This window comes from Nocardia higoensis, assembly GCF_015477835.1.
Classification (GTDB): Bacteria; Actinomycetota; Actinomycetes; order Mycobacteriales; family Mycobacteriaceae; genus Nocardia; species Nocardia higoensis_A.
Window position 1 is genome coordinate 728644 of sequence record NZ_JADLQN010000001.1, and the last position, 19691, is coordinate 748334.

General features: G+C 69.9%; 18 protein-coding genes and 1 tRNA gene. 6 read left to right on the plus strand and 13 right to left on the minus strand.

The features are described 5' to 3' along the window. Nucleotides 1-239: 239 nt before the first annotated feature. From IU449_RS03250 to IU449_RS03270, 5 genes are all read right to left on the minus strand, one after another. Nucleotides 240-326, minus strand: a tRNA-Leu gene (locus IU449_RS03250). Between the two features lie 99 nt (nt 327-425). Then, nucleotides 426-1421, minus strand: coding sequence for an Acg family FMN-binding oxidoreductase (locus IU449_RS03255; protein ID WP_195000462.1), 996 nt, complete (start codon nt 1419-1421; stop codon nt 426-428). Between the two features lie 119 nt (nt 1422-1540). Beyond that, entirely contained in the window at nt 1541-2461 is a 921-nt protein-coding gene (locus IU449_RS03260) for a universal stress protein (protein ID WP_195000463.1), read from the minus strand. A gap of 156 nt (nt 2462-2617) precedes the next feature. Then, complete coding sequence (locus IU449_RS03265) at nt 2618-2989, minus strand: ArsR/SmtB family transcription factor (protein ID WP_228803658.1); 372 nt, start codon at nt 2987-2989, stop codon at nt 2618-2620. A gap of 14 nt (nt 2990-3003) precedes the next feature. Next, the gene (locus IU449_RS03270) at nt 3004-4266 is read right to left on the minus strand and encodes an MFS transporter (protein WP_324188066.1); all 1263 of its coding nucleotides are present in this window, start codon (nt 4264-4266) and stop codon (nt 3004-3006) included. A 145-nt stretch (nt 4267-4411) separates the two neighbouring features. On the opposite strand from IU449_RS03270, the gene IU449_RS03275 reads away from it, so the two are divergent. Then, nucleotides 4412-5182, plus strand: a complete 771-nt coding sequence (locus tag IU449_RS03275; protein ID WP_195000466.1) for an SDR family NAD(P)-dependent oxidoreductase — start codon at nt 4412-4414, stop codon at nt 5180-5182. 27 nt (nt 5183-5209) lie between these two features. Here IU449_RS03275 and IU449_RS03280 read toward each other — a convergent pair whose 3' ends face one another. Continuing rightward, a complete protein-coding gene (locus IU449_RS03280) occupies nt 5210-5836 on the minus strand; it encodes a class I SAM-dependent methyltransferase (RefSeq protein WP_195000467.1) in 627 nt (208 codons plus the stop codon). A gap of 139 nt (nt 5837-5975) precedes the next feature. Between IU449_RS03280 and IU449_RS03285 the strand changes: the two genes are divergently transcribed. Beyond that, nucleotides 5976-6563 (plus strand): hypothetical protein, encoded by a 588-nt coding sequence (locus IU449_RS03285; protein ID WP_195000468.1) that lies wholly within the window; start codon nt 5976-5978, stop codon nt 6561-6563. A 16-nt stretch (nt 6564-6579) separates the two neighbouring features. Here IU449_RS03285 and IU449_RS03290 read toward each other — a convergent pair whose 3' ends face one another. Both IU449_RS03290 and IU449_RS03295 read right to left on the minus strand, forming a co-directional pair. Beyond that, nucleotides 6580-7668, minus strand: a complete 1089-nt coding sequence (locus IU449_RS03290; protein ID WP_195000469.1) for an epoxide hydrolase family protein — start codon at nt 7666-7668, stop codon at nt 6580-6582. A 28-nt stretch (nt 7669-7696) separates the two neighbouring features. Continuing rightward, entirely contained in the window at nt 7697-8107 is a 411-nt protein-coding gene (locus tag IU449_RS03295) for a nuclear transport factor 2 family protein (protein WP_195000470.1), read from the minus strand. An 89-nt stretch (nt 8108-8196) separates the two neighbouring features. On the opposite strand from IU449_RS03295, the gene IU449_RS03300 reads away from it, so the two are divergent. Next, the gene (locus IU449_RS03300) at nt 8197-8631 is read left to right on the plus strand and encodes a MarR family winged helix-turn-helix transcriptional regulator (RefSeq protein WP_195000471.1); all 435 of its coding nucleotides are present in this window, start codon (nt 8197-8199) and stop codon (nt 8629-8631) included. A gap of 109 nt (nt 8632-8740) precedes the next feature. Beyond that, complete coding sequence (locus tag IU449_RS03305; protein ID WP_195000472.1) at nt 8741-9244, plus strand: DUF1772 domain-containing protein; 504 nt, start codon at nt 8741-8743, stop codon at nt 9242-9244. 60 nt (nt 9245-9304) lie between these two features. On the opposite strand, the gene IU449_RS03310 is transcribed toward IU449_RS03305, so the two are convergent. Then, a complete protein-coding gene (locus tag IU449_RS03310; protein WP_228803660.1) occupies nt 9305-10513 on the minus strand; it encodes an enoyl-CoA hydratase/isomerase family protein in 1209 nt (402 codons plus the stop codon). Nucleotides 10514-10555: 42 nt separating this feature from the next. On the opposite strand from IU449_RS03310, the gene IU449_RS03315 reads away from it, so the two are divergent. Continuing rightward, nucleotides 10556-11983, plus strand: coding sequence for a CoA transferase (locus tag IU449_RS03315; protein ID WP_195000473.1), 1428 nt, complete (start codon nt 10556-10558; stop codon nt 11981-11983). 58 nt (nt 11984-12041) lie between these two features. After that, complete coding sequence (locus tag IU449_RS03320) at nt 12042-13523, plus strand: amidohydrolase family protein (protein WP_324188067.1); 1482 nt, start codon at nt 12042-12044, stop codon at nt 13521-13523. A gap of 1 nt (nt 13524) precedes the next feature. On the opposite strand, the gene IU449_RS03325 is transcribed toward IU449_RS03320, so the two are convergent. The 4 genes from IU449_RS03325 to IU449_RS03340 all read right to left on the minus strand — a co-directional run bounded on the left by IU449_RS03325 (nt 13525) and on the right by IU449_RS03340 (nt 19617). Continuing rightward, nucleotides 13525-14922, minus strand: a complete 1398-nt coding sequence (locus tag IU449_RS03325) for a glutamate decarboxylase (RefSeq protein ID WP_195000474.1) — start codon at nt 14920-14922, stop codon at nt 13525-13527. A gap of 212 nt (nt 14923-15134) precedes the next feature. Further along, complete coding sequence (locus IU449_RS03330; RefSeq protein ID WP_195000475.1) at nt 15135-16847, minus strand: ABC transporter ATP-binding protein; 1713 nt, start codon at nt 16845-16847, stop codon at nt 15135-15137. Further along, the gene (locus tag IU449_RS03335) at nt 16844-18631 is read right to left on the minus strand and encodes an ABC transporter ATP-binding protein (protein ID WP_195000476.1); all 1788 of its coding nucleotides are present in this window, start codon (nt 18629-18631) and stop codon (nt 16844-16846) included. Before IU449_RS03335 ends, IU449_RS03330 begins: the two co-directional genes overlap by 4 nt. Then, nucleotides 18631-19617: an alpha/beta hydrolase gene (locus IU449_RS03340; RefSeq protein ID WP_228803662.1), complete on the minus strand. Its 987-nt coding sequence runs from the start codon at nt 19615-19617 to the stop codon at nt 18631-18633. The genes IU449_RS03335 and IU449_RS03340 overlap by 1 nt, the downstream gene beginning before the upstream one ends. Nucleotides 19618-19691 lie beyond the last annotated feature (74 nt).

Consider the following 19691-nt stretch of genomic DNA (forward strand, 5'->3'; position numbering starts at 1 on the left):
CGGATCGCAGAAGTTCCTGCTCCGAAGACACGACGGATCGGCCGCAACAAAGCCTTCCGAGCCGACCGCTGATGGGGTAAAAGCCATCGCCTCAGCGCTGACCACCTTGCCCGCCTCGCTGCGCCTGACTCTGACCTGGGACCGCGGCAAGAGAGCTGGCCGCCACGCCGAGCTCCCCCCTGACAGGGATCGGAGAAGCGGTGTGCGATCGTTGGTGCCGCCCTCTGTGGGGTCAGCGCTGGTGTCCGAAGGGGGACTTGAACCCCCACGCCCTATACGGGCACTAGCACCTCAAGCTAGCGCGTCTGCCATTCCGCCACCCGGACTCGTGCTGTGTTCAGTTGTGTGGCCCACCGGGCCGGTGCATCAAGATCATAGAGGTGGGGCCGGGTGGAATACCAAATCGCGGCCCGGTGGGCGACCCGTCAGGGGCGGGTCATGGTGAGGAATTCGGCCGGAGTCCGGCGCGGGGTCGGTTCGTGGCTTTCCGTGTCGGGGGCGACGCCGACGCGGATCACCACTTGCGGAATACCCTCGCGCCCAGCCAGATTCGCGACGACCTGACGGGTCGTAGGGGCTTCGGTGATGTGGGTGAGCGGACAGGTGGACAGGCCCGCGGCAGCGCATTCGAGCAGGACCGCCGACATGGCCTCGCCTGTGTGCAGCCACCAGTAGGGAGTGTCACCCGCGGTACTCAGGACGAGCAGGGCGGCCTCGTCCTCGAGATCGGCCCGGCGGCTGGACTCGCCTCCCGCGGGGAAGACCCGACCCGCGGGCACGCGCGATGCCTCCTCCTCAGAGGCCAAGGCGTGCGCGGGGACGCCATAGGGCGATTGATCGTGGCCGGTCCACCAGCGGAGTTCGGCTTGGTAGGGCATGTCGTAGTGACGTAAGGCCGTCGAGTGTTGCGCGGCGGAGGCCAGGCGCTCCGGCGCGGTCTCATCGAGGACGGCGAGGCTCACGTCGTGGGGGTCGGCGAGCTTGCGCGCGGTGCGCACCAGGGTCACCAGATCGCTGGGGGAGCGTAAGGGGAGTCGGTCGGTCCGGCGTTGTTCGATCGCCTGGGCGCGGGCCCGCACGCCGGGAGGCGGGTCGGGCCAGGGCCGGAAGGTGAGGGTGGCGAGGTGCCCGGGATGAGCCGAGGGGGGGAAGCGGTCGACGTCGGTATGCCAGCCCGCGGCGGCGAAGGCGGTGCGGGCGTGATGCAGCATCGCTCCGCAACTGATCATCAACTGCCTGCCGTTCGGGTCGGTGGCGGTGAGGCGGCGCTCGTCGTCCCGGAACAGGCGTAGCTCGGCTCCGTCGAATTCCCACCGCCACGGCTGGGTGTTGTGGATCGACGGCGCTCGCGAGGCGCGGGCCATGACGGCGAACACCGTCGGCTGGTCGGGGACCGTGAGCTCAGCGCGTTGGTCGGTCATAGGTCCAGTGTGGTCCCCGCACGCCCTTCTGCACAGGGGTTGAACGGCCATCGCAGGTCGCACGGCGCGCCATGAGAGGCAGGCGATCGGGTGGCCGATGACTCTTGCGGACCTCGCCCTCAGCGGTCGTGTGCCACGAGGACAGGGCAATGCGCGCGCTGGATCATGGCGTTGGCGGTGGAGCCCAGCGGCAAGCCGGGGAATCCGCCTCGACCGCGCGCCCCGACGACCAGCAGTTGCGCCGTCTTCGACCACATCACCAGGTGGTGACGCGCACCGCATCGGTAGACGTGTTGCTCGACGGTGACTTCCGGGTACTTCTCGCGCCACGGCGCCAGCCCGTCGCCCAGCAGCGCCGCCGCGGCGGCCTCGGTCTCGGGCAGGGTTTCGTCCTCGACCGCCTCGTCCAGCTCGCCGAAAGGCAGATCGCTCCATGCGTGCACGGCGACCAGGGCGCAGCCTCGTTCGCTCGCCTCGGCGAATGCCGCCTCGACGGCGCGGTGGCCGGCGAGGCCGCCGCGCTGATCGGCGTCGATGCCGACGACCACCGGGCCGGTGCCGTCGTCCCGGTGGGTGAACTCGGAGTCGCGGACGACGACGACCGAGCCTTCGGCATGACCGGTCACCGCGAGCAGGGTGGAGCCGAGATGGGTCGCGGCGCCGCCGGTGCCCGTCGCGCCGAGCACGAGCAGGTGGGCGGTAGGGGAGTGGCCGATCAGCGCGGGTGCCGCGCCTCCGTCGAGCGACGCGGTGTCGATGACGACGCCGGGCTCCACGCGACGAGCGACCGCGGCGGCGCTCAGCAGCCGTTCGACTCCGCGTTCGCGCACCGTGCGCATGCCGAGACCATCGGGATCGGTCAAGGCGTCGTGCGCGGGATCGATGTCGAGCGCGTGCACGAGCACGAGCTGCCGCCCCCGTCGCGCGGCCATCGTCGCCGCCCAGCGCACCGCGCGCTCGCTGCCCACGGAGCCGTCGACACCCACGACGACAGCGGCCGATCGACTCCGGTGTGGATCGAGGGCGTGCGGAACAGACATCGGGATGCCCTTTCGATGCTGCGGGACCGGGTGACTACCCGCACCGCCATCGCGATCGGGTCTGCGACGATTCTGGTGATCCCGGCACCGCGCGCGAAACGGGCCAGGGTCCCGGGCCGCAAGGGCTTTGGGCCTCGATTGGCGGCAGGGCGGCGATCAGTGGTGCGGAGGCTCGCCGGTGACGATGTGGTCGGCGTGGTTGAGTCCCTCTTCGACCAGGCGGGTGACGTGTCCGCCGCGTAGCCGGTAGATCACCCGGCGGCCTTCCCGGCGGGTGTCGACCAGTCCGGTGAACCGCAGCTTCGCCAGGTGCTGGCTGACCGCCGTGCGGGACGCGCCGCAGGCATCGACGAGCGCGGTGACATCGGCTTCGCCGTGGGTGAGCAGCCAGAGCAGGTGCAGGCGGGTGGGGTCGGCGAGCATCTGGAAGATGCCGGTGGCGGTGTCGAGGCGGCTGGGGTCGGGGGAGACCGGGTGCTGGAGGCTGGCCGCGGGTTCGGATTGTCGGCTCGCCACGTGCTCGGCCATCGCCCTCACCACTCTCATCGCAGCGCCGGCGCCGCTTCCACGTGCCGGTCCGCCGGCGTGGTTCGCGCGGCGGCAATAGCTGCGAGTGTAGCGATCACGGCCGATGCGGCCGCCGCGAAGCCGGGTCCGGCATGCGTACCGAGCCATCCGGTGAGGGGATAGGTGAGCAGGAAACAGGCATGCGACAGCGAGAACTGCGCGGTGAAGACGGCGGGCAGTTCCGGCTCGGCGCATTCCGAACGCAGCAGGCGAGCGGAAGGAGTGTTGACCGCGGAGGTGCCCATGCCCAGCGCCACCCAGCACATGCCGAGCGCCGCCCAGCCGCCCACCGAGCCGGGGCGGCCCGCGAGCGACAGGGCTGTCACGATCAGTGCCGCCGAAATCAGCGCGCAGCCGGCGAGCATCAACATCCGGTCGGTGACGACGGTGAGCAGGCGCGGCACGGCCAGCGCGACGACCATGGATCCCGCGCCGTAGCAGGCCAGCGCGATCGCGACGCCGGTATCGGACCCGCCGAGCGCGTCGCGCACGAAGACGACCGTGCCGACCACCACCAGCGCGGTCCCCGCCGCCACGACCATGTTCATCGCGAGCAGTCCGCGCAGCACCGGCCGGGCGAGCATCACCCGAGCCCCCGCCAGGATCCGGTCGGCCAGCGGGGTGGACCGGTCGGTGGCAGGCCGGACGGGCAGGGCGGTCCGCACCACCAGCAGCCCGGAGCAGACGAAGCCCGCCACGGTGCCCATGAACAGCCAGTGATAGCCGATCAGCGTCAGCAACAGCGCGGCCAGCATCGGGGAGAACAGTGCCTCGAGGTCGTAGGCCAGCCTGGACAGTGACAGCGCCCGCGTGTAGTCCCGCTCGTCGGGCAGCACCGAGGGGATCACCGATTGGAACGCGGGCGTGAACGTCGCCGAGGCGGCTTGCAGGACGAAGATCAGCACGTAGATCTGCCAGACCTGCGATACCGAGGGCAGCAGCAACGCGACGCTCGCCCGCACGGCATCCGCGGTGACGAGCACCGTGCGCCGGGGCAGTCGGTCGGTCACGGCCGCGACCACCGGAGCGAGCCCGACATAGGCCACCATCTTGATCGCCAGTGCCGTGCCGAGCACCACGGCCGCCGCGCTCCCGGCCAGGTCGTAGGCGAGTAGTCCGAGTGCGACGGTCAGCAGTCCGGTTCCCACCAGCGCGACCACCTGCGCCGCGAACAACCGCCTGAACACCGGGTGCGTGAGCACATCCCGCAGGTCTCCGGCACCGCTACCTCGATCCACGTCGTACTTTCTACACGTGCGCACGTGCGCACGCAATGTCTCGATTCGTGACCGGTGCGTTCCCCCGAAATGCCCGCGCGGACCGGGCACGGTAGAACTGGTTCCAGCCGGGCGAGGTCGCCCGCGAGATCGAGAGGTTGCCGACGTGGACAAGGACTCCTTCCGGACACTGTTCGACCTGAGCGGCCGGACGGCGATCGTCACCGGTGGGACCAGGGGAATCGGCCTGGCCATCGCCGAGGGATTGGCCTGCGCGGGCGCGAATGTCGTCGTCGCCAGCCGCAAGCCGGAGGCCTGTGAGCAGGCCGCGGCACGGCTGCGTGAGCTGGGCGGCGAGGCGCTCGGGGTGCCGACTCATCTCGGTGAGATCGCTGCCCTGCGCGGGCTCGTCGATGCCACCGTCGAGCGCTTCGGCGGCATCGACATCGTCGTCAACAATGCCGCCAACGCGTTGGCGCAGCCATTGGCGACAATGCAACCCGAGGCGGTCGAGAAGTCCTTCGCCGTCAATGTCAACGGACCGCTCTTCCTCGTCCAGGCTGCCCTGCCGCACCTGCGGGCCAGCGACCACGCGGCGGTTCTCAATCTCGGCTCGGTCGCCGCGCTGCAATTCGCCGGCGGCCTGTCGATGTATGCGGCGGGCAAGGCCGCGCTGCTGTCGTTCACCCGATCCATGGCGGCCGAATTCGCCGCCGACGGCATCCGCGTCAACGCCATGGCGCCCGGCGCGGTGAACACCGACATGGTGCGGAAGAACCCGCCGGAATTCGTCGAGGCGATGGCGCAGGCCCCGCTGCTGCGCCGGATCGCCGAACCCGACGAGATGGTCGGCACCGCGCTGCTGTTGTGCTCGGACGCGGGCAGTTTCATCACCGGTCAGACCGTCCTCGTCGACGGCGGCACCGTCGCCCGCTGACCTATCCGGCGTGGAACCCGCTCCGAGTCAGTTCGCGTCCGCGCGGGACAGGACTGCCACGAGGAAGTCGGAGTTCTCGGTGAACGGGCGCAGATCCCAGGTCGACAGGAGCAGGTCGACCTTCAGGCCGTTGGTCTCGGCGTCGGTGAGGAAGTCGGTGAACGCGTAGTCACGCCCCGCGCCGAACCCGACGACCGCGCGCCCGTCCGGAGCGAGGTGGCGGGCGAATCCCGCCAGTACCGCGCCGCGTGTCTGCGGGGCGACGAAGGTGACGACATTGCCGGCACAGACGATCGCGTCGAAGTCGCCCGGAATACCCCGGGCGGGCAGATCGAGTCCGGCGAGGTCGCCGACCAGCCAGGTCGGCCCCGGGTGATCGGCTTCGGCGGCCGCGATCAGCACCGGGTCCACATCGACACCGACCACCACGTGGCCCACCTCGTGCAGATGACCGCCGACCCGTCCCGGCCCGCACCCCGCGTCGAGCACCCGCGCGCCACGCGGGAGCATCGCGTCGATCAGCCGTGCTTCGCCGTGGAGATCGTGCCCCTGAGCCGCCAGATCGCGGAACCGCTGGATGTAGCGGTCGGAGTGGGCCGGATCCTCGGCGACGATCTCCTCCCATTTGCTCGGGACTCGCTCACCCTGGCTCATCGTCGCATCCTCTCCCTCGCGTGGTCCGTCCCCTCGATCCTGCCCGATCGGCGTTGCGGTCGCGTCCGCACCGCCCGCGACGACGACGGCGTGCTGCCGGAAGGTGAATCCACGGAGGAACCGGATGTGGCCCGGTAGGGTGGCCCCCACAGTCGACGCGGGCAACGGGGGAGACATCCTGATGGAAGTCCTCATCGCCGAACGCCACATCCACTTCACGGACTACCCGTTTCCGGGCGCCACCGTCCACCCTGCGGGCACCCTCGGACCCGAGGTGATTCGCGACGCCGACAGCACGGCGGTGCCCCCACAGATCCGTACCGTCCTCGGCGAAACCCTGTTCGTCCCGCGTGCACTGGACACCGAGCTCGCACGGTTCTGCCTGCGCCACGACATCCCCGAAGTCCGCAGATCCGACCTCTGGGCGGATCTGCTCGAGCCGTTCCTCGACACCGAGATCGATGCCGAATCCGCGGGCGCGACCTTCGCGCGCCTGTGTGCGGCCGGATTCTCCCGGGAAGAGATCGAGGCCGTCCGCGAGCGCGTCGGCTCGCTGATGTACCACTACAACTTCGTCGCCATGGTCTGGGAGTGGGGCTACCTGGGTCTACACGACCTCTTGCACGCCGCCTCCGGCCCCCTCGTCGCGGCGGACGTGCGAGCCGAACTCGGCGATGGGTCGGCCTTCTACGACTGGGCCATGCGCATCGCCGAACGGCACCCCTGAGCCGCGAAACGGGCGGTCACGCGGCGCGGAGAAGGTCCAGGAAGAAGGTCCTGATGTCCGCCGCGAGCAGGTCCGGCACCTCCATCGCGGCGAAATGACCGCCGCGATCGAACTCCGACCAGTGCCTGATGTCGTACAGCCGCTCGGCCAGCGGCCGGACCGACTGTGTGATGTCGTGGGCGAACACCGCCACCCCGAGAGGCGTGGGGCACGGCTGCACCCTTCTGGGTGCGTCGTGGTGCAGCCGCGCCGAGGACGCCGCGGTGGCGGTCAGCCAGTACAGCGAGACATCGGTGAGCACGCGCTCGTCGTCGACCGGTGTGCGCGGGTCGGTCCAGTGGGCGAAGCGTTCGGCGATCCAGGCCAGCTGGCCGACCGGCGAGTCGGTCAGCGCGTAGCCGATGGTCTGCGGGGTGGTCGCCTGCAGCGCCTGGTACGGCGGACGATTCGCCATCAGCTGCCTGATCTTGTCCAACCTGGCCTCGTCGGTCGCCGACAATGTGACATCGGCGTCCGGGTCCGGCCGGGTCGGCAGGTAGTTGACGTGCACGCCGACGACCTGTTCGGGCGCGACCGCGCCCAGCGCCGTCGAGATGCCCGAGCCGAAGTCGCCGCCCTGCGCGCCGTAACGCTCATAACCGAGACGGCGCATCAGCTCGGCCCAGGCCCGCGCGATCCGGACGATGTCCCAGCCGCGTTCGTGGGTCGGCCCGGAGAAGCCGTACCCCGGGATGGAAGGGATCACCAGGTGGAAGTCCTGTGAGAGCGGCTCGACCACGTCCAGGAACTCGAGGAACGAACCGGGCCAACCGTGCGTGAGGATCAGCGCGAGCGCATCTGGCTCCGGCGACCGGACATGGACGAAATGGATGTTCTGGCCGTCGATTTCGGTGGTGTAGTGGGGGAGCTTGTTCAGCTCGGCCTCGTGCGCGCGCCAGTCGTATCCGGTGCGCCAGTATTCGGCCAGCTCCCGCAACCGGCCCAGCGGGAAGCCGTAGTCCCAGCCGGCGTCGGCGACCTCGTCGGGCCAGCGCGTACGGGCCAAGCGGTCGTTCAGGTCGTCGAGATCGGCTCGGGGGATGTCGATGCGGAACGGTTCGATCATGATTTCACTCCAGGGGTGTTCGGCGCAGTCAGTGCTCGCGCATCCAGAGCAGCGTGGTCCGGGATTCGCGGAGCCGCCAGCCCGCGGGCGTGCGCACCGCTGTGCAGGTCAACCGCAGACCGCTGATCCGGTGGGGCGGGTTGCCGTCCCGATAGAAGTAGACGAGCGAGTTCGCCGACCCGGCCGCGTGATCGCCGTCGAGGTCCACCAGCAAGTCGGTGGTCAGGTGCTGGGTGTGTTCTCCGTCGACATGGGCTCGTCGCAGGAACTCGACCACCGTGTCGAAGCCGCCGAGATCTCCTCGGGGGCCGTGAATCTGCACGTCGTCGGTGAAGACGGTGTCGGCGTCGTCGTAGCGCCTCGTGTCGAGCAGGAGGGCGAAGCGGGTGAACAGGTCGGCGATCTGGATACGGTCGGCCGTGGAAGTGTCTGCGGGCAAGACGTCCTCGCTTTATTGGTGAAGCCAATGTTGGCATGTCCAACTATACCGATATTCGTTGGTTGCGCCAACGATGTAGGGTCGCTGTCATGGAGGAGACGCCCGAACGACTGACCACCAAACCCAGCTGGCTGCTCAACCAGCTGGCAGTGCACGCGCACCGGCTGGCGGCCGAGGGCTTCGCCGAGGTGGGCGCCCGGGGCTACCACTACCGAATCCTCGCCACCCTGGACGAATTCGGTCCCGCCAGTCAGGTGGAGATCGGTCGCCGGGGCAATATCGACCGCAGTGACGTGGTCGCGGCCATCAATGAACTTGCCGAGCAAGGGTTCGTCGAGCGCGCACCCGATCCCGGCGACCGCCGCCGCAACATCGTCACCCTGACCGAGACCGGTGCGCGGCAGTTGCGGCGTCTGGACCGAGCGCTCGACGAGGTGCAGGACGAACTGCTCGCACCGCTGGCCGCCGACGAGCGAAAGACACTGACCCACTTGCTCTGTCGGCTGCTCGATCACCACCGATAGCGGCGAGCGTGGGTTTCGGAGCCGGTACCGTAACCGGTGTCCCGTCTGCCGATCGGCGGGAATGCGCCTCGGTCGAGGCACACGATGACTCGGACCCGAGGGAACTCACATGCTCGATGGAATCCGCACGACCGCGCTCATGGCGGCGACCGTCACCACCGGGCTGATGGCCGGAGTCTTCGGGATCTACGCAGTAGCGATCATGCCCGGCCTGCGCGGCACCGACGACCGCACGTTCATCGGCTCCTTCCAGGCGATCGATCGCGCCATCGTCAATCCGCTGTTCCTGGCCACCTTCATGGGGGCCTTGATCCTGTCGGTGGCGGCCGCCGTGCTGCACCTGGGGCAGGGGCATCGATCGGTCCTGATGTGGGCGGCGGCCGCGGCGGTGCTGTATCTGATCGCGGTGGTCATCACCGTCTCGGTGCACCTGCCGCTCAACGACGCGTTGAAGGCCGCCGGATCGCCCGCGGACATGGCGGACCCGGCGGCGGTGCGCAAAGCGTTCGACGAGGCCCGCTGGATCTCCTGGAACATCGTCCGCGCGGTCACCAGCTCTGTCGCGTTCGGCTGCCTGGCGTGGGCGCTGGTGCAGTGGGGCCGGACCGAATGAGTCCGGTCCGACAGCGAAGTCGGAGCTGATCAGCGCGGGGCGGGATGGTGGGGCGCTCGTTCACGGCCGAGAGGATGCCACCTCGTCGACGAGCCCCCAGTCGAGCGCGCGAGACGCGTCCAATGCGGCGCCGGTGACGAACAGGTGCAGCGCGCGCCAGCGGCCGATGCGGCGGGGAATGCTGACCGTGCCGCCCGCGCCGGGGATCAGGCCCATGCTCACCTCGGGAAGCCGGAACACGGTGTCGGGAGTCGCGACGACGCAGTGGGCGAACGCGGGGATCTCGATGCCCGCGCCGACGCACTGGCCGTGCAGATCGACCCGCATGCGATGCGCCAGCCGCGCCATCGACCGGGCCGCGCCACCCCGTGTGCGGATGAAATGAGCCGTCGCGTGATCCGGAGCGTGCCCGAATTCGTCCAGGTCGCCGCCCGCGCAGAAGCACGGGCCCGCGCCGGAGAGCACCACCTTGGCGACGGTGTCGTCGACCAGCGCGATCCGGAGTGCCTCGACCAGGGCGTCGCGTACGGCGGTTCCATAGGCGTTGCGCCGTTCGGGCCGGTTGAGGGTGATGCGCAGCGTGCGGCCGTCGCGGTCGATCAGCACCGGGTCGGCGGCGGGAGGCGGCGGCAGGGGGCGGCCGAGGCCGCGGCGGGCGTCCAGCCAGCCGCGGAACTCCGCGCCGCCCTGCAGCGTGGAGTAGGCCAGCGATTCGACGTCGATGGCCTGTGGGATCGGCAGCGTCTCCGATATCCGCAGGACCTGGCCCGCGATCAGAGCCGCCTGCGGGTTCCGGGCAGCCGTTTCCACGAACTCGAGCAGCGCGGCGTCGACATCGGTCACGCTGACGATGGCCCTGTCCACCGTCATCTCGGGCGCATACGCGCCCTGTGTCGCCGGCATCGACATCGACGGGACAGCAGAGCCGGCCGGATCGTGAGCCCGGCCGGCTCCGGCATCGTCGGCGCGATCGTGGCCCTTCCCGAGACGCCAGCCGCCACCGGTGTGCGCCGAGGGCGCGTAAGTCAGGTCGAGCGCGGCTACGAGCGGCGCGAGCGAGGGCGGGATCGGCTGAGAACTCCGGCCGATGACGAGCTGATCGAGCATGGCGACACGGGAGGCCGCGACGGCGGCAAGAGTCTCGTCCGCCTGGTCGAGATCCACGATAAGGACCGGGTCGACCACGGTCGCGTAGGCGCCGGCCGAGGCGAGGTGCGCCACGCCGTCGACGAGCTGAGCAGCGGTGATGGTTCGTGCGTGACTGTCCATGACGTAGTCCCGACCTCCTGCGCCAAAGGTAACATCGGCCGGATGTGGACTCCCGGAAACGCCGATCCGGTGCGGGATTGGGCGGAGAGCGGGATCGTGTCGCTCACCGGCCGCGCCACCGGTGCGCCGGTCCTCCCGCCGGGACGAGCGGCTTCCGTGGCACGGGCACACAGCGCGTGGATCGCGGAAGTCACCGGCGGCGCGGTGCGGCTGGACGGCGCCCGACTGCTCTCCGAACGCGCCGCGTACACCGGCTTCCGCCGCGCGGGATCGGTATCGGCCGGGGGAGCGTGCCGGTTGCTGCCCACCGCCGACGGATGGGCAGCTGTCTCCTGTGCCAGGCCGGACGACCCGTCGCTGCTCTCGGCGCTGGCCTGCGCGGACCTCGTCGACGACGATCCGTGGCCCGCGGTGTCGTACTGGCTGGCCGGACATTCCGGAGCCGAGTTGGCCGAGCGGGCCGAGCTGCTCGGCGTCGCCGCGTGGCCGGTCGGCACGTCCTGTGGGCCTCTGACGCCGAGCGGCGCGCGTTGTGTCGATGCCCCGGAGGGGACCGAGGCTCGCGCCTCGGGAGCACCGCACCGCGTCGACAGACACGACCGCGCTGTGGACCGGGCGACGGGAAACCCGCCTTCGATCGGCGGGTCAGGTGCGGATGGCGCTCCGACCTCGCCCGCACCGGATCATCGCGGCGCCCCTGGCGGAGTTGTCGAGCGACCGCCGCGCGAACCGCGGCCCGTCACCGGACTGCTGGTGGTCGATTTCAGCGCCCTGTGGGCCGGACCACTGTGCGCGCACCTGCTCGGACTCGCGGGAGCGCGGGTCGTCAAGGTCGAGACCCCCTCGCGCCCGGACGGTGCTCGTCGCGGCAATGCCGATTTCTATCGGCTGCTGCACGGCGGCCACGAGGCGGTGCGACTCGACCCGGCGGCCCCCCGCGACCGGGCCGCACTGGCCGCCCTGGTCGGGGCGGCCGACATCGTCATCGAATCCTCACGCCCGCGCGCACTGCGCGGATTCGGTCTGGACGCCGAGCGATTCGTCGCCGACGGCGCGACCTGGCTGTCGATCACCGCCGGTGGCCGAGCGTCGAACCGGGTGGGTTTCGGTGACGATGTCGCCGCCGCCGCCGGGCTGGTGGCCTTCGACGCCGACGGCCCGATGTTCGTCGGCGACGCGATCGCCGATCCGCTGACCGGTCTGACCGCCGCCGCGCTGGCGATGTCGGCGCCGCCGGCAGAAGGGGGCATGCTCTGGGACATCTCCATGACCGAGGTCGTCGCCGCCACCCTCGATATGCCGGAAAGTACTGGGCCACAACCTTATCGGGAAGACAACCGCTGGTTGATCGACTCCTCGACGGGTGCGGTCGAGATCGGCGAACCACAGCGCCGCCCAGCGCACGGCCCAGTCGCCGAGCCCGGCAGGGACACCGCCGCATGGCTGTCCGAACTGGGCACAGTCCGATGACCGCGACCGATTGCCGCGATCTCGCCGCGCTGCCGTCCCGGGGGAGGCCGACCGCCCTGTGACGACGTATCTGTTCCGTGAGGTCGAACTACCCGGCCGCGATATCCAATCACCCGACGGCCGTGTCGATGTCGCGGTGACCGGTCACCAGATATCGGCCATCGGCGCCGGGCTGGAGGCCGGAGCCGCCGAGGTGATCGACGGCCACGGCGACCCGCTGCTGCCCGGACTGCACGATCACCATCTGCACCTGCACGCCCTCGCCGCCGACGCCGACTCGGTGCGTTGCGGCCCACCGCGCGTGCACACGAGCGACGACCTGGCAGCCGCGCTCGCCGCCGCGCCGGGGACAGGCTGGATCAGGGGCGTCGGCTACGTCGAAACCGTCGCAGGTCTACTCGATGCGGCGGGCCTGGATCGCGTACACGCACGCCGACCGGTGCGAATGCAGCACCGCAGCGGCGCGCTGTGGATACTGAATTCGACTGCTTGCCAGGCACTTCGACTCGAGACAGCCGATCATCCTGGCGTCGAACGCGACGCATCGGGTCGTCCCACCGGCCGTGTGTGGCGCGCGGATGCCTGGCTGCGTGACCGCCTTCCCGCCGCCCAACCGCCTTCACTGGCGGGAATCGGCGCGGACCTGGCCCGCTTCGGAGTCACCGGTGTCACGGACGCCACGCCGCAACTCCCGCCGGATTCGCTGTCGGCTCTCCTGGACGCCCACCTCTCCGGTGCCCTCCCACAACGCCTGCATCTACTGGGCATTCCCTTGGACAACCCCGCCGAACCGAGCCCATCCCCGAAACCGCTACCGCCGCCACGGTCGCACCCCGTCGACACTGCACTACGCGTCCCGTTCCCGGACACGGTAACCACCGGACCCTACAAAATCGTGATCGCCGACTCCGACCCTCTCGATTTCGAGGCACTCGCCGCCACGGTCCGTCGAGCACACACGCACCACCGGCCGGTGGCGGTCCATTGCGTCAGCCGGGAGGCGCTGCTCGTTCTCCTCGCCGTCTTCGACGAGGTCGGCAGCCTGCGGGGTGACCGGATCGAGCACGGCGCGCTCATCCCGGCCGAGTCGTTCCCGCAGCTGCGCCGATACGGACTCACCATCGTCACCCAACCGGGCTTCCTCGCCCATCGCGGCGACGACTATCTGCGTCGCGTCGCCCCCGAAGACATCCCGGACCTGTACCGCTGCCGCTCACTGCTCGGCGAAGGCATCCCGGTAGCGCTGTCGAGCGACGCCCCGTACGGCCCGCTGAACCCGTGGTCGGTCATCGCCGCGGCCACCACCCGACGAGCGCCGACGGGGGACATCCTCGGTGCGCGGGAACGACTCACCGCTACCGAAGCCCTGGACGCCTACCTCACCGCACTCGACGCACCGGGTGGACGCCCGCGAACGATCCGGGTCGGCGCACCTGCCGATCTGGTGCTGCTCGACCGACCGCTCGCGGAGGCTGTCGAGCCGGAGTCCGAACCGGTGCGCTGCACCATGATGCGCGGAAGAATCCGTTTTCGACGGTGAATTACGTCCCGTGGGCGAAGGTGGCCGATTCGACCCCGTGCTGCGGCCGTTCCTGGGCGCGCAGCCGAGGCATCACCCGCTCGAGCGCCTCGATCAGCAGACCGGCCATGTCGTGGCTGAACCCGTTGCGCACCACGATCCGCAGCGCGGCCAGATCCTCGCGATTCTCGGGGAACGTGTACGCCGGGACCAGCCAACCCTGTTCGCGCAGGGCGGCCGAGACGTCGAACACCGAATAGCCGGTTTCGCCGTCGGCGAGGGTGAAGGCGAAGACGGGCAGTTCGCTGCCGTCGGTCAGCAGGCAGAACGGGCCCATCGCGGCGATGCGTTCGGCGAGGCCGGTGGCGACCTCGCGGCAGTACTGCTGGATGCGGGTGTAACCACTGCGACCCAGGCGCAGGAAGTTGTAGTACTGCGCGACGACCTGGGCGCCGGGGCGGGAGAAGTTCAGGGCGAAGGTGGGCATCTCGCCGCCGAGGTAGTTGACGCGGAAGACGAGGTCGTCGGGCAGCGCGGCGGTGTCGCGCCACACCACCCACCCGACGCCGGGGTAGACGAGGCCGTATTTGTGGCCGGAGGTGTTGATCGAGGCGACGCGGGGAAGACGGAAATCCCACAGGAGGTCCGGATCGCAGAACGGGGCGATCATCGCGCCCGAGGCGCCGTCGACGTGGACGGGGATGTCCCAGCCTTCCTTCCGCTCGAGGCCGTCGAGGGCGGCGCAGATCTCCGCGACCGGTTCGTAGCTGCCGTCGAAGGTGGAGCCGAGCACGGCCACGACACCGATGGTGTTCTCGTCGCAGAGCGGCAGCGCCGCCTGCGCGGTCAGGTGATAGCGATCGCCTTCCATCGGCGCCATGCGCGCTTCGACATCCCAGTAGTCGGCGAATTTCTCCCAGCACACCTGCACATTCGCGCCCATCACCAGATTGGGCCGGTCGGCCGCCAGCCCGGCGGCGCGGCGACGGTGCTGCCAGCGGCGCTTCATGGCCAAGCCCGCGAGCATGCACGCTTCGCTGGAACCGGTGGTCGAACAGCCGGGGGCGTGGTCGGGGTCGGGCGCGTTCCACAGGTCGGCGAGCATACGGACGCAGCGCTGCTCGAGATCGGCGGTGCGCGGGTACTCGTCCTTGTCGATCATGTTCTTGTCGGCGCATTCGGCCATGAGCAGGCGCGCGGTCGGTTCCATCCACGTCGTGACGAAGGTGGCGAGATTCAGGCGGGCATTGCCGTCGAGCATCAGTTCGTCGTGGACCACCTGGTAGGCGATGTCGTTGTCGAGCTCGTCCTCGGGGAGTCGATTACGCGGCACGGAGATCGGCTCGCGACAGAAGATCGGGTTGACCGAGACCTCGCTGCGGCTCTGGTCCTGTGGAAAGGAAGGATGCGACAACGGCATGGCGACTCCTGGTCTCGGCTACCGGCCCGGGGCGACGGGGCGCGTCGACCGTGCCGGGCCGGATCCCGCCCTACGGCTCCCGGCCGGACCGGGAGCCGGGCACGCTCTGCACCACTGACTCGTCGTCGGTGACAGTACCCCGACGGGTCACCGGACAACCGGCGATGACATGGCGTGTTGCCCGCCGCGGAGATGGCGGCGGGCCCCACCGGTCAATGCGGTGTCGGCGTCATCGCGGCATGCCACAGATCGTTGTAGCGGCCACCATGACGTATCAGCTCGTCATGGGTCCCCGCCTCCACGATCCTGCCGCGATCCAGGACGACGATCCGGTCCGCGCGCCGGACGGTACGCAGCCGGTGGGCCACCATCACCACCGTCCTGCCCGCCATCAGCCGCTCGATGCCGTCGTGGACGGCGGCCTCGTTGATCGGGTCCAATGCCGAGGTCACCTCGTCCAGCAGCACGATGGGCGCGTCCGCGAGCAACGCTCGGGCGATCGACACACGTTGGCGTTCACCGCCGGAGAGCAACACTCCACCCTCGCCCACCGTCGTCGCCCAGCCACCGGGCAGTCGCTCGACCACCTCGTCCAGCCGCGCCGCGCTCGCCGCCGCCGCGAACTCGGCGTCGGTGGCGCCGGGTCGGCCCAGTCGCACGTTCTCCGCGATCGTGCCGTCGAATAGGTAGGCGTCTTGGAAGACGATGGCGATGCGGGACATCAACTCCTCGGGATCCATAGCCCGCACATCCACACCGCCCACCCGGACCGCGCCCGAGTCCACGTCGTAGAACCGTGCCAGCACCTGCAACACCGTGCTCTTGCCCGCGCCGGAGGGGCCGACGAGGGCAAGCCGCTGCCCGGCGGGCACGGTGAACGACACGGCGTCGAGCACGATGCGGTCGCCCTGTCCGAAGGTCACGGATTCGAACTGCACGTCGTGGGTCACCGGTCGCAGCGGTTCGGCTGGCCGCGGCAGGGGTTCGGTGCGCAGGACCGCATCGAGCCGGGCCAGTTCCGCGCGTGCCTTGCGCATGCGGCCGGTGAGCTCGGCCAGTGACAGCAGCGGGTCGGCGCAGCGGGCGGCGAGCACCAGGATCGTCAGGACTTCCGCCACCCCGATGCGGCCGCCGAGCGCGAGGTAGGCGCCCAGAGCCAGCAGCAGGGTGAAGATCGCCTGCACGGTGAGCGCAGATCCGATCATCCCCGGTAGCGCCGCCAGGGTGGATCGGCGGGAGGCCCGCTGCAGTTCCCTGAGTGAGTCGTCGAGCAGCTCGAAGCGCTCGCCCGTCCGTCCGCCCGCGCGCAGTGCGGGTTGAGCCTGGAGGTATTCGACGACTCGATCGGCGGCTCGATGCCCCCGTTCGTGTCGCTGGGCGTCGGTGGCCGACATCGAGCGCGCTGTCCAGCTCTGGACCAGGGCCACCAGTGGCGCGGCGAGCAGGGCGGCCACCCCGAGCTGCCAGTTGTAGGCGAGCATGACGATCACGATGGTCGACGGTGTCACCCAGGCGGAGATGAACGGCGCCAGCAGGTGCGCGAGCACGCTCATGACGTCGAGGACCCCGCGACCGGCCATGACCGATACCTCGCCGACGCGCCCACCCTGATACCAGCCGATGGGCAGGCGGGCGAGGTGGTCCCCGAGTCGGTAGTACATGCCACGCAACAGCGCGGTGCCGACGTGGAATCCGGCGCGGTCGCTGACGTAGCGCAGAACGGCGTAGACCGCGACAGCCGCGGCGAACGCGATCAGCCACTGCCCGGCGTCACCGGGGTCGTCGCCGAACAGTGCTCGCAGCACGGGCACGAGCAGGGCGTAGGCGAGTCCCTCGGCCACGGCGGTCACCGTCATCAAGGCCACCGTGCGGCGCACCGGGCGGGCGTACTCGTCACCGAGCACGCGCAACAGCATGGCAATCATCCGAACTCCTCTGCTCGGGTCACCTCGACATCGATCAGCGCCGAGCGATGGGATCGCCACAGCGCGGCGAACTTTCCGTCTCGTGCCAGTAGTTCGGCAGGGCTCGCCTGTTCGACGATCACTCCGTCCTCGAGCACGACGACGTGGTCGGCATCGCTGATCGTCTCCAGGCGATGCGCGATCACCAGCACCGTGCGGTCGCTACGCAGCTTCGCCAATGTCCGGCGCACCGCCAGTTCGGTGTGCGGATCGGCGAAGGCGGTCGCTTCGTCGAGCACCAGCACGGGTGCGTCGGTCAGCAGGGCGCGGGCGATCGAGAGCCGTTGCCTCTCGCCGCCGGAGAGCGTCACCTCCTCGCAAAGGACTGTCTCGTATCCGCGCGGCAATTCCAGAATGCGGTGGTGGATGTTCGCCGCCTCGGCGGCGCGCACGATGTCATCCAGGTCAGCGTGGGGGACCGCGAGCGCGATGTTGTCCGCCACCGACGCGCGCAACAGGCGCACGTCCTGGAAGACGAAGGACACCATCCGGTGGAGCTCGCGACTGCCGATCCGCCGGAGATCGACCCCGCCGAGCGCGATCGAGCCGTGCGTCGGATCGAAGAACCGCGGAAGCAGCTGGACCAGTGTCGATTTCCCGCTTCCCGACGGCCCGACGACGGCGGTGACCGTTCCTGGTTCGAGTACCAGGTCGATGCCGCGCAACACCTCTCGGTCCGCGTCGTAGCCGAAACGGACGGCGCGAAGCTCCACCCGGTGTCCGCTCGGTGCGACGGGATGATCGGGTTCCGCAAGCGCGGGCACTGCCAGGACATCGGCGATGCGCCCGAGGGCGCGCCGGGCCGCCTGCATATCATCGAATCCGTGGCCGAGTGCGGCGACCGGAGCAGTCAAGCCCAAACTCAGCAGCAGGAAAGGCAGCAGATCGGCCGGGGCCATGACGCCGGAGGTGATCAGCGCCATGCCGCCCGTCGACACGACCAGCAGGACGAACGGCGGCGACAGCACCACCTGCATGGCCGCGGCGACACCGGCGAGACCACGAACCATCCGCAGAAAAGTGTCGGCGAAACCATCCGTGGCCGCCCGGAATCTGCGGTGCGCGCGTCCCGCGCCGCCGAACGCCTTCACCACCGCGATGCCCTGCACGAATTCGACGACGGAATCGGCGATCCGGCCCATGCCCTCGTCGAACTGCGCCTGCTCACGTAGCCTGGCCGGCGTCATCATCAACGGGACCAGCAGGACGGCCAGCAGCACCGGGATCAGCGTGATCAGGGTGAGCCGCCAGTCGACGGTGAACAGGTAGATCAACGAGACGACCGGCACCACGAACGCGGAGGTCAGTTCGCTAGGCGTGTGAGCGATGAACGGATGCACGGCGCCGACGTCCTCACCGACCACCTTCGCCAGCTCACCGGTTCGGCGGCCGGAGAACCAGCCGATCGGGGCCCGGCTCAGGTGCTCGGCCAATCGGCGGCGAAACGACAGCTGCACCTGGTCGTCGAGGATGTGGCCGATTCCCGAGGACGCGGCCGTGCACAGCAGCCGCACGAACAAGCCGATCGCCCCCGCGGCGACGACGAGTCGAACAGATTCGGAGTCGATCGGAGCGGGCGCCAGCAGGATTCGGCCCAGCTCCGCCACGGCGAGCAGCGGCGCCAACCCGGCGACGGCGCCGATCACCTGAAGGACGACGACTGTCGTGAAGCCGCGGATGTGCGGGCGCAGCAGTCCCGCGATGCCCGGTGCGGAATCGGACTCGGTGGGAAGCGTGGCGGTCATCAGCTGCCCGCCTTCGGTAGTTCCGACCGCACCGCCACGTGCTCGCGGACGAAGGCGAGGATGTGGGCACGAGCCGGTTTCGCCGCTGCCGCCAACCCGGGCATGCTCAGGAAGGAGTGCGTCGCCCGCGGGTAGCGCGTCGATGTCACCTCGACTTCGGCTCGGCGCAGGCGCGCGGCATACGCCGGGGACTGGTCTTCGAGCGGGTCCAGACCTGCCGAGATGATGAGAGCCGGTGCCAGGCCGCAGAGCTCGTCGATGTGGATGGGGGACACCACGCGTGCGTCGAAGGAATCCGGCAGGGCGAGCCGTTGCACCGCACGGCAATTGGCCGGTGTGGCCGTCGGACTGTCGGCGTTGGCGGTGAAGGAGGGGTACTCGAAGACGCCGGATGTCCAGTCGAGTTGCGGATTGATCAGCACCTGGGCACCCACCGACAGACCGAGGCCTGCGGCGCTGATGGCGGTCAGAGCGGCCAGCGTCGCGCCCGCGCTCGAGCCGAGCAGGACGATTCGGGTGGGATCACCGCCCCAGTCGGCGGCCCGGTCGGCGAGCAGCGGCGCGGCCTCGTACGCATCCTGGACTGCGGCGGGGATCGGGTGTTCGGGCGCCAGCCGGTAGTCGAGCGAGGCGACCACGGCGGGAGAGCGGGCCGCGAGATGACTGAGCAACCAGTCGTCCTGGCGGGCCTCGCCGCCGATGAATCCGCCGCCGTGAAAGGCGATCACCAGGGGTGCGGCGGTGCCCGCGCGCTCCGGTCGATAGACGCGGACGTTCAGCTGTCTACCAGGGAGGTCGAGGGTATGGGTGGTGATGCGTGCGCCGCGGTCGGGTCTGCCGGTGACCAGCTTGCCGACGGGCGAAAGGAGCGTTCGGTGCTGCGCTCGGCGCAACTCGATCAGCTGGGCGGGGGTGATCGAATCCCAGTCGGGCTGGGGAGCGATCGCAGTCAGCAGCCGCATGCGCAGGGGGAGTGTGCCTCTCATGGCATCGATCGTCGCGAACGCGGGATGAGCACGGCATCCGCCAGCGGGCGTCGGCAGGTACGGGATGGCGCGTA